The sequence below is a fragment of the Elusimicrobiaceae bacterium genome, from assembly GCA_028700325.1.
Lineage (GTDB): Bacteria > Elusimicrobiota > Elusimicrobia > Elusimicrobiales > Elusimicrobiaceae > JAQVSV01.
This window is the reverse complement of sequence record JAQVSV010000011.1, coordinates 35,264-48,580: the sequence shown is the minus strand read 5'-3', so window position 1 is coordinate 48,580 and position 13,317 is coordinate 35,264. Positions and strand designations below refer to the sequence as shown.

The 13,317-nt window shown below is 59.2% G+C and carries 13 protein-coding genes; all 13 read right to left on the bottom strand.

The window, feature by feature from the left end; genetic code table 11:
- A partial coding sequence (locus PHW69_02860; GenBank protein ID MDD4004128.1) for an NAD-binding protein occupies positions 1-295 on the bottom strand: 295 nt, incomplete at its 3' end.
- 1 nt (position 296) lies between these two features.
- A complete protein-coding gene (locus tag PHW69_02855) occupies positions 297-1,640 on the bottom strand; it encodes a hypothetical protein (GenBank protein MDD4004127.1) in 1,344 nt (447 codons plus the stop codon).
- Between the two features lie 64 nt (positions 1,641-1,704).
- Entirely contained in the window at positions 1,705-2,637 is a 933-nt protein-coding gene (locus PHW69_02850) for an NAD-binding protein (protein ID MDD4004126.1), read from the bottom strand.
- 95 nt (positions 2,638-2,732) lie between these two features.
- Positions 2,733-3,161 (bottom strand): PspC domain-containing protein, encoded by a 429-nt coding sequence (locus tag PHW69_02845; protein ID MDD4004125.1) that lies wholly within the window; start codon positions 3,159-3,161, stop codon positions 2,733-2,735.
- Positions 3,162-3,227: 66 nt separating this feature from the next.
- Positions 3,228-3,563 carry a hypothetical protein gene (locus PHW69_02840; GenBank protein MDD4004124.1) on the bottom strand — a complete coding sequence of 112 codons (336 nt, stop codon included), beginning with the start codon at positions 3,561-3,563 and terminating at the stop codon, positions 3,228-3,230.
- A gap of 268 nt (positions 3,564-3,831) precedes the next feature.
- Positions 3,832-5,136: a hypothetical protein gene (locus tag PHW69_02835; GenBank protein ID MDD4004123.1), complete on the bottom strand. Its 1,305-nt coding sequence runs from the start codon at positions 5,134-5,136 to the stop codon at positions 3,832-3,834.
- Complete coding sequence (locus PHW69_02830; protein ID MDD4004122.1) at positions 5,136-6,278, bottom strand: radical SAM protein; 1,143 nt, start codon at positions 6,276-6,278, stop codon at positions 5,136-5,138. The genes PHW69_02835 and PHW69_02830 overlap by 1 nt, the downstream gene beginning before the upstream one ends.
- Positions 6,275-7,507, bottom strand: a complete 1,233-nt coding sequence (locus PHW69_02825; protein ID MDD4004121.1) for an Npt1/Npt2 family nucleotide transporter — start codon at positions 7,505-7,507, stop codon at positions 6,275-6,277. Before PHW69_02825 ends, PHW69_02830 begins: the two co-directional genes overlap by 4 nt.
- Positions 7,504-9,813: an AAA family ATPase gene (locus PHW69_02820; GenBank protein MDD4004120.1), complete on the bottom strand. Its 2,310-nt coding sequence runs from the start codon at positions 9,811-9,813 to the stop codon at positions 7,504-7,506. Before PHW69_02820 ends, PHW69_02825 begins: the two co-directional genes overlap by 4 nt.
- Positions 9,810-10,952, bottom strand: coding sequence for a metallophosphoesterase family protein (locus PHW69_02815; protein ID MDD4004119.1), 1,143 nt, complete (start codon positions 10,950-10,952; stop codon positions 9,810-9,812). Before PHW69_02815 ends, PHW69_02820 begins: the two co-directional genes overlap by 4 nt.
- Positions 10,953-11,051: 99 nt before the next feature.
- A complete protein-coding gene (locus PHW69_02810; protein ID MDD4004118.1) occupies positions 11,052-11,297 on the bottom strand; it encodes a hypothetical protein in 246 nt (81 codons plus the stop codon).
- Positions 11,298-11,346: 49 nt separating this feature from the next.
- Complete coding sequence (locus PHW69_02805; GenBank protein ID MDD4004117.1) at positions 11,347-12,552, bottom strand: PLP-dependent aminotransferase family protein; 1,206 nt, start codon at positions 12,550-12,552, stop codon at positions 11,347-11,349.
- A gap of 91 nt (positions 12,553-12,643) precedes the next feature.
- Positions 12,644-13,147, bottom strand: coding sequence for an OmpA family protein (locus tag PHW69_02800; protein ID MDD4004116.1), 504 nt, complete (start codon positions 13,145-13,147; stop codon positions 12,644-12,646).
- Positions 13,148-13,317: the final 170 nt, after the last annotated feature.

Below are 13,317 nucleotides of genomic sequence, written 5' to 3'. Positions count from 1 at the left end.
GGTTGAGTATGCGCGCGGTCAGCGCGACGAACGCGTTGTCGCGGTCGTTTTTCAGGCAGCAGAACAGCCCTTTCGCCCGTTTGATTGCCGCCATGGCAAGGGCGCGGTCTTCCGTGGCGTCGGCGTCTATGGTCAGGAAACTGCGGTACAGCAGTTCGTGCGCCAGATCGTGGTTGTTTTCTATTATGACGAACGGGTATGCCGTTTTGGCCAGTTCTTCGGCGATGAAGAGGCCGGTATGGCTCGCTCCGCAGATGATATAGTGGTCTTTCAACGCCTTGACGCTTAATTGCATGTCAGTAGAAAATCTCGCTGAATTTCGGAAATTTCGAAGTCATGGATACGCGGAATATATTTTCTATGGCCGAATTCGCGCCGGACAGCGTGCGGGTGTAAGAGAACTGAAGCCGGGTCGCCCGGCCGGCGGTTATCCCGAAACCCGGCGAGATATGGAATTCGCTTGAGCTTGTGTCGGCGACGGTTATGCCGCGTATTTCAGTTTTGCCCTGAAAAGTGCCGCCCAGTTCCAGCATGAGGTTGAAGCGGCTGTCCAGCGGATAGTATTCGCAGTTCGCGCCGTATTCGAGGTAATTGCCGGGATCCACATTGTTTATTTCGGACACGAAATTGTAAGACAGGTTCACATGCACCATGACCGGCCGGTACGGCGCGGTGATCTGCAGGCCGTAGCCATGCACGAAATGGGTGGTTGAATCGGCCGAGTCGGTTGGCAGGATCAGCCGGGCAAAACCGGTGAAGGCGGGCTCGCTGAGGCTGTCCTTGAACATATAGCGCACATAAAGCGGCGTGTCCGTTATTGCGAAACTGCTGTCGGTATTGTCGGGCGAGTAGCGCAGGGTGGGCACCAGCGCCGCCTCGAATTTATCGGTAATGCCGTAATGAATGTAGTTTTCCAGAGTCCAGACTTTGAGCGTTTTTCCGTAGGAATAGGAATTGCCGTCGCTGTCATAGGCGTTGCCGGAAAGGTCAAGCCCCAGCCGGGGCAGCCAGATAATCATGTCTTTCGGGGTTGTTCGCGCCGACCAGACCGACACTTTCACCGGCTCCAGCAGGATTGGCGTCCATTCGCCGCGCTCATAGCGCCGGGATGAGCGTTCGTCATAGTAGCCGCGATAATAGCGGGAGTTGTGACCGCGCGGGCCGGTGTTGCGGCGGGGATTGGCATAAGGGTCTTCAGTCTCCGCCGGCCCGCCGGTCGTTTTGCGCGGCCCGGAAACCCGGGTATAGCGGTCTGATTCACCGGCCGGTTTGCGCGGCGCGCTGTCGCGGCTGTGATACTGCGGGTCATACGCTTCGTCGTCATAACTTGCGTTGCTGTCGAGGTAGTCCTGATAAGCCTCGTTGCTTTCCTGCTGTTCGGATTTGACGGGTGGCGCGTAATTGTATTCGTCCAGATAATAAGGCTGTCCGTTATTGCCGGTGTACTGGATTTTCCTTTTCACCTTTTTTTTCACCGGCTCGTCCACAATGGTTTCCTTGCTGTCCTGCGGGGTATAACCCTGCTCGATGAACAGAAAGCCCGAGGCGGCAGGTTTTTTCTGCGCCGCCGCCGGTGTGACTGCCGCGGCGGCCAGCAGCGCCGCCAGAATTAAATTGATTGGAAAGCAAAAGTTTCTCATTGGTCCTCCAGTTTGGTCTGCAGCGATTCTCGGAACTGCCTTATTTTGTTTTCCGTGCCGGTGACTACGAGCAGCTGGCCCGGGGCGGATTGATCGAGTAGTCCTGATCCCGAGGCCGGCGCACCGCCAGCACTTTTACGCCCGGCATGTCGTTTAATTGCGCGAAAGTGCGGCCGGTACCGCGCGGAACCGGTATTTCCTCTATTATGAACGTGCCGGAATTCTTCCGCAGGATAAGGTCCATGAACGCTACTGCTTTCGGGCGCACCATTTCCGAAACCATCCGCAGAGCGCCTATGCCGGCGGTGTTTACGACCGCGTCCGCGCCGCTTTGGAAAAGTTTGCGGGCCGCGCCCTCATCCCGCTGGCGGGAAACCACTTTCAGCGCCGGGTTAAGGGTTTTTGCGGTCAGCGCGGCGAATGCGTTGTCGCGGTCGCCTTCCAGCGCGCTGAACAGGCCGCGCGCGCGGGTGATGGCGGCGGTTTTGAGCACGTCATCGTCGGTCGGATCGCCGCAGATGACAGGGTGCCCCGCGGCGAGGAGTTGTTCGGCCGCGGACGCATTGGCGTCCACAAACACATATTTGCCGCCGCCCGCCTTAAGTTCGCTGGCGATGCACATGCCTGTGGCGTTCGCGCCGCAGATCACGAAATGGTTTTTTAGCGAGGAGATCCGCTTTGCCATCCGGGACCGCCGGAAAACATCCGTCAGGTGCCCGCCCACGAAAATAGCCGTGATAAGCGAGAATGAATAGGCCACAAAGCCCAGTCCGCCGAAAATAAGGAAAATGGTGAATATCCGGCCTGCGGGCGAGAGCGGGTGCGTCTCTCCATATCCTATCGTCGCCAGCGTGATGACCGTCATGTAGAGGGAGTCCAGGAAATTCCAGTCCTCCACAATCATATAACCGAACGTGCCCGTCATCAGCACTATGGCGAGCGAAACGGTTACGGCGGCTATTTCTTCCTTGATTTCCGCGCGGTTATAGCTTTTCATCCTCAGCTATTATACATAAATGTAACTATTAGAAGATAAAAACAGACAGTCCGGTTTTCCCGTCAAGAAAAACCGACCGGTGAAAACGCGGCGGGTCAGGCCTGCGGCGCAGGGTTATCCGGCGCAACGAAATAAGCCGCGAAATAGCCGATTATCCCGGGCGCGATTGCGGTCAGGCAAAGCGCGAAAATAAAGGCCAGACGAAGAAGTGTCGGATCCAGCTTGAAATATTCCGCCAGTCCGCCGATAATGCCCAGCAGTTTGCGGTCATCCGTCGAGCGGAAAAAACGGCGTTTTAGTTCGGGCGGCTTGAACCCGTCCGGCGGAAGCGGCATTATGAAACCAGCGGCGAAATACGCCAGCGCGAGCGGGAGAAACGCCGTCAGAAACAGGCTCAGCAGAAACAGCGCGCGCATCAGCGCGGGGTCAACCGACAGATATTCCGCCAGCCCCCCCAGCACTCCGCATATGCTGCTGTCGCGTGTGCTTCGGTAAAGTTTTTTCTGCGGTATCGGTTCTTCCATAAACGGGCGCTCCTTTGTCTGCGAAAATTCAGCGAGAGCGGGATGTGCGGGGGTTGAAATACGGGCTTAAAAATCTTTCGGCGAAACGGTTGCGTAACGGGTGCCGGCCGGATAGCCTTCCCAGGGCGACCTGTCGGTCCGGCGGGCAGGCTCCCCGGCCGGACCGGGCCCGGCTTGCCGGGGATCGGGTTGTTCGCGGCTGTCGCGCGTCAGGACCGGTTCGCGCGGGTCATCCGGTCCGGCATTGTTTCCGGCGGGAACGTTCCTGTTTCCGCAACAGCCCGCGCAGAGCAGGGCCAGCAATGCTCCGGCCATGCTCAGGACGCCGAAACCGCACAGGCGGCGCACGTCCTGTCTGGCGAGGCCGGTTTTAGCGCCTATTGCTTCCAGTTTTTTCGTCATATTGTTCCAATCCGGCGGACATAACGCTTTTTGAAAGGTTCCGTTTGTCCGCCGGATTGTGATCCTGTGTTAAATTACTGTACGGCCGGAGTTGTTTCGGCCGAAACTGCCGCGGGAGCTGGTGTGGTGGTGGTGTCAATTGCGATGGGTGCGGCCTGTTCGGGAACCGGTATTGTTTCCGCAGGGACTTCCTTTTTGGCGCATCCGGCGACTAACGCTACTGCGCCGGCACAAAAAATTCCCGCAAGGGCAAGTTTTGATGAAACTTTCATTTTAATGTTTCCTCCTTGGATTTGACGGTAAAAACCCCGTCTAAACAAGTTATACATTTTCCGGTTCTGTCTAGCAATATGTTCTTTGCAGTAGAGCCGGTTCTGTCCAGGCCGGGGTTAAGCGCAAGGCATTGGAGCGCGCGGTCGAAACAGGAATCCGCAAGACGGGTGTCGCCGGTCAGTCTTGCCAGCCGCGCCAGATTCCACCACGCGCGGAAATTCTGGCGAAACAGCGCAAGAGCGCTGGTTAACAGGTGTTGCGCGTCGGCGGGATTGCCGGTATGGACCAGTTTGACCGCTTTGGCGCATGTCCGCATTGAGCGGTTTTGCAAGGTTCTTTCATCAAGCGCCGAAAGGTCGCATTCCGGCAGCGAACCGGGCCGGGGAGCCGCAGGCAGATAATCGCTTATATCGCCGCCCGTGAGCAGGCCGGCCGCCGCCGCCCGCACAAGCGAGCGGGCGCAGGCCAGCCCGGCCGCCTGCCGGTCCGGCTCAAGCGGCGCGCCGGTTATGCGCAGCAGCAGTTCGGCGCGGAACCGTTTGTCGGCCAGCCCGGCCGCGCAGGCGGCGTATTTGCGTGGCAGTATTTCGCGGGCGGCGAGGGTCATGAAAAACCGGCGGACCAGTTCCGCGTTTTCCAGCGAGAAAATCATGCAGTCCGCCAGCGGCCCGGTTGTTTTGCCGCTGTAATAGGCTTCAAGCGCGGATTGCATTTCCGCAAACAGTTCTTCCCGCGCTGCGCAGGCCGGTTCTTCGGTAAACGGGCACAGCCCGGCGGCCAGCAGTTCCCGCCGCAATTCCGCCATGAACAGCAGGGCCGGCGCGGCGGCGTTTCTGCGGGCGGACAGCCTGAGCGCGGGCTGTCCGTCGGGGGTTTCAAAACGCACCAGCTCGGTTGGAGAGAATCCGGCTGCGGCGACGGTTTCTTCCAGCAGTTCCCGCGGAAAACAGAACGGATGCGCCATCCCGCCGGTTTCCAGCCCGAAAATCCATTGCGCCAGTTTTTCGCGGCCGGCGCGGTCCTGCCCGGCAAACCGGGCGAACGAGGTTTCAATGTCCGGCGTTTCCAGAATGAGGGTCGCGCCGGGCTTGAGCAGCCGGAAACTCTCCGCCAGAAAATGCTTCGTCCGGAAAAAACCGAGGTGTTCCAGCGCCTGCCGGGCGAGCAGCTCATCGGCGCATTCGTCGGGCAGGTCAATGCGGCACAGCGGCATAATGCGGTCGGCCACGGCGTCTTCGAACCCGTCAATGTTGAGATAGCCCGGCCGGTAATCCAGCCCGCACGCCGCGTTGATTTTCATCAGCGCTTCCCGCCAAACAGTTTAAACAGGGGATGCTCGTCCTGCACCTTGCGGTTCACTTTCTGGCGCAGTTTGAGAACCGCGCGGCGCACCGGATTGCGCAGTTCGGCTTCAAGGAATTTCTTTTCTATTTTCAGGAAGCAGTAAGGATCGTTGTGTTTTACGCCAGTCGCCATCAAAGACATTTCGTTGCAGCCGCCGCGGCAGGTTCTGGCGAAATCGCAGCCCGCGCAGTTGGAGCCGAGCCGGCGCGGGTCGAACCGGCGGTTGTATGCGAACGCGCCGGGATCCGCCCAGATTTCGGAAACCGGGCGCCGGCGGATATTGCCTTCCAGATAATCGTCGTTCATCGCCAGGCAGCCTTTAACCCCGCCGTCGCTCCGTATGCCCAGCACCCGTATGCCGGCCTGGCAGCCTTCCCATCTGGCGAGCATAAGGTTCGGGATGATATGCGAGTGATAGCCCAGATCGTGCGCGCCGATCACCGCCAGCTGGTGCGGTTTGTATTTCCGGCGCAGGTTGGCTATGAAGAGCCCCACGGAATAAAACTCGTCGCCGTCCAGAAGCAGTTCGCGGCGGAAGCGTTTGCCTTCGCCGCCTGCGGTCTGGATCTGCCAGGCGATATTTTTACCGGCCAGCAGCGTTTCCAGTTTTTCCAGTTCGCCGATATTCTGCTTGTGCACCGTGGTGATGACGCTGACCGGCAGTTTCCGGGCCAGACACAGGCCGATAAACGCCCACGCGCTTTCAAACGCGCCGGCCCTGCCGCGGATGCGGTCATGCAGGGCTGGTTCGCCCGCGTCGAGGCTGACGGCGACTGCGCGCGGGGCAAGCTCAGCCAGCCTGTCCGCCGTTTCCGGCGTGCCCGCCAGCCCGTTTGTGATGACGGACAGCTCCATGCCGTTTTTCCGTATCCGTTTCGCGATTGCCAGCCAGTCCGGCCGCAAAAACGGTTCGCCCCCCATCAGGGCGACGCCGCGGCAGCCGGCGCGGTTGAGATCGTCGCACAAAGCCAGAGCTTCTTCCGTCGTCAGTTCGTTTTCGCGCGGACTGCCGGCTGTGGCGCCGCAATGGATGCACCTCAGGTTACAGCCGAGCGTCAGCTCCCATACCGCGCACCACAGGGTATGGCGCGCGCTCATTTTTTGGCATTGCCGTCATATTTTTCGGTCAGCGGCACGGCCAGCCGGATCCACAGGCCCGCCGCCGCCAGCGCGATTACGGGGTAAGCGACGGGCGGCACGCTGCCGGCGATCGTTTTCCAGATGCTGAGCGCCGTTGCCGTGATGCCTTTGGAGAAACGGTAGGTGAACGCGTCCACGATCTGCTTGGCGCGGTAGCGCGCGTCGAACGACAGCGGGATATAAAACAGTTCCTTGCCCGCGCGGAACAGCGAATAGTCCAGCCCTTTAAATACTATGAACGCGGCCGAAGCGACCGCCAGCGTGGGCGAAACCAGCAGGCCCGCCGCCAGCGTGAGGTGAATGACGGGAATGGCCACCATTACAGCCCGGGCCGAAAGTTTGCGCAGCAGTATCGGCGTGGCCACGAACTGCAGAACGAAAGACAGCATGTTCACTTTCATCCAGAACCCGCCGAGAAACGCGGAACGCGCGTTTTTCTCGATAATCGTCATTTCCAGTATGTGGTTGAACTTCAGTTCCAGCACGGTTGAAAGCACCTGGGTAAGAAAAATTATGCCCATCAGAATCAGCAGCGGCTTTGTTTCCAGGATAAGGGAGAGGTGCAGCGTGCCGGCCTTTCCGCCCGATTCTTCTTCCGTGGGCTCCGGTTCGCCCGCGTAGCGGTAGGCCAGAATAATCATCAGCGCCGAGGGGAGCAGTGTGGCCGCGCTCCACAGCAGCAGTTGTTCCGTGCCGATCCGCGTTACATAGGAATGGATGAAATAAGCGGCCGCTATCGGGCCCAGCGCGCCGATCCCGGCCACTATGCCGTTATAAAGTTTGGCCTGTGTGCTGTCGAGCGTGCTGTTTATGAACGACCAAAACTGCTCGACCAGCACCACGATGTAAGCCTGCGCGAAAATGTAGTAAAGCGCGGCTGCTGTCGGGCTGCCGTTTCTTACGCCGAAATAGGCCCCGGTCATCACCGCCGCAGTTACAGCCATGCTCAGCAGCATTGCGCGCAGCGGGCCTGTTCTCGACAGCACTTTCCCGAACAGATATATCATGCCGAACATCACCACCGGCACCACCGCCAGCGCGTAGGGCATGTTTTCAGTGCCCAGCGTCTGCATGAACAGCGTTGTCGCGGAATTGCGGGCGAATTCGTAACCGCCCACTAAAAACGCGCTTGAAACTGCCACGCACAGCGCGGCGTAAAGCACCTTCCTGTCTGAACGATTGGTCATTTCAGCTCCTGAACGGGCGTTATTAAGTCTAGTCTTGAAAAACCGGCTTCCTGCGCGAGCGAAGTCACGGCGGGATCTTTGGTAAGGATGATGAACTGCCAGTCGGCCAGCGCGCCTTCCGTAAGCGCTTTCAAAGCGTTTGCCGTGCGGCCCGGATCAAGCGCGTGGAACGGCTCGTCCAGAATCATGAACGCCGGACGCGCATAGCCGGACGAGGCGAAAATAATCCGCACCGCCAGCCACAGAATATCCTGCGCGCCGCTGCTGAGCCATTCCACCGGATGCGCGCCGAGCTCGCCGTGCACCACGGTCATGCCGTTTTCCTCAAAGGGGTTGCCGCCGCGCAGCTCAAGACTGGTGTACACTCCGCCGCTCAGGGCGGAAAAAACGGGCGCGGCGTTTTCCACGCAGTTGCGCACCATGTCTTCGTTCGCTTTGGAGATTTCCGACAGGAGCCGGTATGCCTCCTCCGCCGCGTCACGCCAGCGGATGATGTCGTTTATCTCATTTTCCAGTTTGCGCTCGCGCACGAACACCTCGGCGGCGGGCATGCCCACCTCGCCTTCGAGCCGGGACAGTTTTTCGTTGTTTTCCGCCATATTCCGGCGGTCCTGTTCAAGCTGCGCGCCGAGCGACTGCAGCTCCTTGTCGGTGCGTTTGAGATCCAGCTCTATTTCGCGCGCGGAGCGCGGAGCGGCGCCCTCCGCTTCGGGCGGAAGCGCGCGCTGCAGTTCCTGAATTCTCAGCTCAAGCGCGGGCTTGACGTCTTTGCCCGCGGTTCCCACTTCGCGCGCTATTCTGCCTGCAAGGTCGTCGCGCGAGCAGAAAAGGTATTCCAGTTTTTCCACCTTGCCGTTGAGCGCGTCAACGCTGGCCGCGCCGAGCGCGGCCAGCTCGCGCTCCAGCTTGCCGGAGAACTGGCTGTAAGTGGCTTCCGTTTCGGCGAGCTGGGCTTTTTCGGAGGCCAGCCTGCGCTCCAGCTCGGACAGAAGCGCGCGCACCGTTTCCAGTTTGCCGCTCGTGCGCTGGAATTCGTGCTCTGCGCGCTCGAATTTCGCGGCGGTTTCCGCGGGCCCGGAGCCCGTCCAGCCATCGCCCAGGCGGGCCAGAGCGCCGTGATAGGCGGATTTCGCCTCTTCAAGCTCATGGCGCGCTTTAGCAGCCGCCGGCGAAAAAACCGCCATGTTGCGCGCGAGAAAATATGCGAGCGCGCCCGCCGCCAGTCCAGCCGCCCAGGCCGCGTACCACTGCCAGCCGAGCGCGGTTCCCCCGCCGATCATGGCGACGGCAGCCGTCAGTCCGGCAGTCGCCGACAGCCCGGCGTTTCCGCCGCCGGCCAGAGCGGCGGCCAGTTCCTGGCTCCGGCGGTACCGTGCCAGCGCGCGGCTGGCGTCTTCCCGCAAGTCCTGCGAGGGCATGTTCAGCGCGAGCGCTTCAAGCGCGGCTTTCGCGCCCTGCTGGTCGGCGATGTTTTTTTCGAGTTCGGCCAGCCGCGCGCCGTGCGAGCGTTTTTTCGCCAGCAGGCCTTTCACTTCTTCGTCAAGCGTGCGGTAGTACTGGTAAATATTGCGGTTGACTCCGCTCAGATTGTCAATTTCCCGTTCCGTGCCCAGCAGCTCGGCCTGAAGTTTTTTCAGTTCGTCGAGCGCGGCAAGCGCCCGCTCCGCCTCAAGCTGGATTTTCCGCTGCGCCAGGCTGTCGCGCTCGGCGGCATGTTCCGCTATCAGCGCCGAAAGCTCGTTTCTGGCCCGGACCGAGCTTTCAATATCGCCTGTTTTGTAAATTTTGGCGCGCAGCATGTTAAGCGTGTCCTGCGCTTCGGTGAGCAGCGTGTACCAGCGGCTCCGGCGGTCGGGCGAGTAGATTTTCCGGACTTCCGTCATGCCCCTTCCCAGGTTCACTTTTCCGCCGCCCAGCACCCGGTTGGTGAACGCCTCCATGAAATTGCGTTCTTCGTGCGCTATGTGCGCGTCGCCTGCGCGGATGGTGAGCAGCGTCCTGAACAGTTCCGGCGGAAAATCCGCGGCGGGCTGAAGAGGCGCGTCCTGCGCCGCCGCAACCGGAGTTCCCTCGTTTGTTTTCAGCCGTACCTGCGCCTGCGCCGCGCCGCCGTAGCGCGCGAAATATTTTTTGCCGAAAGTGGTGTTGCCGCGAGGCGCGCCGAACATCGCGGCGGTGACCGCGTCAATCAGCGTGGTTTTGCCCGCTTCGTTCGGGCCGTACAGCACGGCTGACCTGCCGTGAAAGTCGAATGACCGGTCGCCCAGCGCGCCGAAATTTTTCAGGGTCAGCTGTTCCAGTTTCATATCAGCCGTTCCGTAAGCGATTCGGGATCGAGCGGTTTGTTGGTGAGCGCGCGCCAGCCTATTACCAGCGAGCGGCGCAGGAAATCGCGTTTGTCGTCGGACATTTCCTCCGCGCTCATTTCCTGCATCTTGCGGATGAAAGTGTATATGATCATGTCGCTCGAGCTGTCCTGAGTCTGTTCGGCCCGCACGCGGAAATGCGGCGGCACGGGCAGGCCGCGCCATTTGTCGCCCAGAGTAAGGCAGTGTTCCTGCACCCGGTTGAGGTCCGCAATGCCTTCCACCACGATTCCGGTGCGGAAAGCGGCGCCGTTTGCGGCGAGGAAAGCGTCGGCTTTATCGAAAAATTCGTCTTCTCCGCCGGGGAAAACGAAAAACTGTTTGCGCAGCGCCCGGAGCGCGCCGGGCACCGGCAGCCTGGTCACCGTAATTTTGCTTTCCTTGTCAATTTCAACAGCGTTGGCCGTGCCGCCCTCGGTTTCCGTTATCCGCACCGCGTCCGGCGCGCCGGGGAATGAAAGAGTGCAGCGTTCCGCCTGCCAGACGGCCGGTTTATGAATATGGCCCAGCGCGGCGTAAACGAACCGCGCCTGGCGCAGATCGTCGTTTTTAATGATCAGGTCGCCGCCTTCCTCGGCGTTTTCCGCGCCCGCGGCGAACCCCGACAGTTCGGGAATGTCCCACGGCGTGCCGTGCAAAACCGCTACGCGAGGCTTGCTTAGTTCCGGCGGCGGCAGTTCCCGGAACAGTTCCGAGGTCGTTTTTGACTGCTGGAACGGGAACCCGTAAAATACCGCGCCGGCGATTTCGATTTTTTCGAACGGCGAAGCCGCCAGCAGCCGCACATTGATGCCCTGCCCGAAATCATACCGTCCGTCGAACGGGTTGTCCCCGCGCAGAAGATCGTGGTTGCCGGACACTATCAGCACCGGCACGGGATTGATCGAGGTGAGTATTTCTTTCACCGTTTCATGCAGGGCGGGCGCTTCGGCGGCGCTGTCGAAAACGTCGCCCGCGATGACAAGCGCGTCATATTCGCGCGCCATGTGGCAAAGCGTGCGCAGCACTTCAAGCCGGTGCGTGCCTTCGGCTTTTCTGGGCGAAGTGAGATGCAGATCGGCGGTGTGAAGAAATCGCATAAAAGAATTATACCAATAATGGACTATTATGTATCTGTCCGCGCAGGAAATCCGGCAGCCGTTGTTTTCCTGATGCGGTGAATTTTACACTTCCGGTTTTCAATGAATGGTCGTCTTGTCCAAAGCGCCTGTCTTTGACGCGAGCGCCTTCAGCGGTGTTGCGTTCGCCTTGCCGTGCGGTTCATGCCGTTTGCCGTCCACGTCGAAAACGGGGGCGCGCCGTAATGCCGCCGGCGTGCCGGGCAGAGTCACCGATGCCAGTTGCCGTGACGACCCTTTCCGCCCCCGGTTTTCACGCCGGGTTCTCGCCGTGGCGGCAGGCAGCGGAACGGTTCCTTGCGGCATTAAAAAAGGCGGCCCTGTCAGGGCCGCCTTTTCAAGAGGCAGGGTTTCGTCAGATATTTTCCTTGATAACATTGGAAAGGCGGGTAATGCCTTCCACTATCTGTTCATGCGTGGCGTAGGAAAAGTTTATGCGCATGGTGTTGCGGCCGCTTCCGTCGCAATGGAACGCCTCTCCGATAACATAGGCGACGTTCTTTTCAATCGCTTTGGGGAACATCGCAACCGCATCCATGTGCGGCGGCAGGCTCAGCCACAGAAACAGGCCGCCTTGCGGCTCGGTCCAGGTGACTCCGGCGGGCATGGTTTCCTTCAGGACCTTGATCATCAGATTGCGTTTGGCGCGGTAGTTCGCCACCACGGAATCGGTGTGCGGCCTGAGGTAGCCCCGCTTCATGAATTCCGCGATTACCAGCTGGGTAAACGGCGAAGTGCACAGGTCAATGCTCTGTTTGAGCAGCGCGAACCGGCGGATCAGCTCCGGCTGCGCCAGTATAAAGCCTACCCGCAGGCCCGGCGCCATGGTTTTGGAAAAAGTGAACAGGCTGATCACGTTGCCGGTCGTGTCGAGCTTGTAAAGCATGTCCGGCGCCTTGCCTTCGAAGCGGATCTGGCGGTAGGGCGAATCTTCGATGATCACCAGATCGTACTTGGCGGACAGTTCGATTATTTTCCTGCGCCGTTCCTGCGACAGCGTGGTTCCGGTCGGGTTCTGGAAATCGGGCACCAGATAAAGGAATTTATAGTGTTCTTCCTCGTAGCGCAGTTTTTTAAGGCGTTCTTCAAGGTCTTCAGGCAGAATGCCTTCCCCGTCGGATCGGAGCCCTATCATTTCCGCGCCGTTGCCTTTGAACACCTGCAGGCCCGCTAGATAGGTAGGCACGCCCACGATGATCGGGTCGGACAGGTCAATAAAAGCCTTGCCGATTATGTCGAGCGCCTGCTGGCTCGCGGAGGTGATGAGGATTTCCTCGGGCACCGCGTCAATCCCCTCGTCCTCCTTGAGCATTTTGATGATTTCGGTTTTCAGCTCGGCCACGCCTTCGGTCGGGCCGTATTGCAAAGCGTTTTTCGCGTTGGTCGCCAGAACGTGCTGGGTGACTTCCGCGATTTCTTTTGTGGGAAACGCGTCGGGGTCGGGCAGCCCCCCGGCGAAAGATATTATTTCCGGCTTGTTGGTCAGTTTGAGCAGTTCCCGGATCACGGATCCCTTGGTTCTGCGGTTGACCGAAGCAAGATTTTTTACCAGATCAATCATACTGGAATCTCCTTGAAGTAATAACGTGCGTCCTGTTACCCTTTACAAAATTGCATAATAACGGAAAAAAAGCAAGCTCCGGCGTCAATGGCTAAAATACCGATTGCCACGACCGGGTGGTAAGCGTGAATTCGACGCGGCGGTTAAGCGCGCGCGCCTCGTCGTCGGTTCCGTAAACGACCGGCCGGCGCTTGCCGTAGCCTTTCGTCCGGATATAATCGGGATAAACGCCCAGTTCCACCAGATAGGATTTGACGGCTTTGGCCCGGGCCAGCGAGAGCGCGTCGTTATAATCGTCGGAGCCGATATCGTCGCAGTGGCCTTCCACTGTCAGTTTCATGTTCGAGTAATTGAGCAGGATTTCGGAGATCAGATCAAGCGTTCTGTAAGACTGCGGGAGCAGCACCGCCGAGTTGGACTCGAATTCTATTTTTGGCAGCTGTTTGGTGCGCACCATTTCGCGCACGGACTGCATATCCTGCTCCGCCCGCAATGCCTCTTCCCGTTGCTTCGGATTTTTATAGATGGAGTTATATCCGCAGCCTGCCAGCGCGAAAACTGTTATCACTGAAAAAATGAACAATATGTTTTTCATAGCAATGGTATTATAGCAACATAATAAAGCGCAGACAAAAACTGGCGCGGAGCGTATGCGTTGACAGCGTGTTGATAACCTCAAAGGCGGTTTTTTCAGAGTTGAATATGCCGGAATGTATTAATTTGCCAACATCTGTTGATAACTTGACGAAGTTGTTGATAAGTCCG

Excerpts from the sequence above, each read along its gene's own strand:
- PHW69_02825 (MDD4004121.1), bottom strand. The coding sequence starts at position 7,507 with ATGACCAATCGTTCAGACAGGAAGGTGCTTTACGCCGCGCTGTGCGTG.
- PHW69_02845 (MDD4004125.1), bottom strand. The coding sequence starts at position 3,161 with ATGGAAGAACCGATACCGCAGAAAAAACTTTACCGAAGCACACGCGAC.
- PHW69_02810 (MDD4004118.1), bottom strand. The coding sequence starts at position 11,297 with ATGCCGCAAGGAACCGTTCCGCTGCCTGCCGCCACGGCGAGAACCCGG.
- PHW69_02835 (MDD4004123.1), bottom strand. The coding sequence starts at position 5,136 with ATGAAAATCAACGCGGCGTGCGGGCTGGATTACCGGCCGGGCTATCTC.
- PHW69_02850 (MDD4004126.1), bottom strand. The coding sequence starts at position 2,637 with ATGAAAAGCTATAACCGCGCGGAAATCAAGGAAGAAATAGCCGCCGTA.
- PHW69_02815 (MDD4004119.1), bottom strand. The coding sequence starts at position 10,952 with ATGCGATTTCTTCACACCGCCGATCTGCATCTCACTTCGCCCAGAAAA.
- PHW69_02820 (MDD4004120.1), bottom strand. The coding sequence starts at position 9,813 with ATGAAACTGGAACAGCTGACCCTGAAAAATTTCGGCGCGCTGGGCGAC.
- PHW69_02855 (MDD4004127.1), bottom strand. The coding sequence starts at position 1,640 with ATGAGAAACTTTTGCTTTCCAATCAATTTAATTCTGGCGGCGCTGCTG.
- PHW69_02840 (MDD4004124.1), bottom strand. The coding sequence starts at position 3,563 with ATGACGAAAAAACTGGAAGCAATAGGCGCTAAAACCGGCCTCGCCAGA.
- PHW69_02830 (MDD4004122.1), bottom strand. The coding sequence starts at position 6,278 with ATGAGCGCGCGCCATACCCTGTGGTGCGCGGTATGGGAGCTGACGCTC.
- PHW69_02800 (MDD4004116.1), bottom strand. The coding sequence starts at position 13,147 with ATGAAAAACATATTGTTCATTTTTTCAGTGATAACAGTTTTCGCGCTG.
- PHW69_02805 (MDD4004117.1), bottom strand. The coding sequence starts at position 12,552 with ATGATTGATCTGGTAAAAAATCTTGCTTCGGTCAACCGCAGAACCAAG.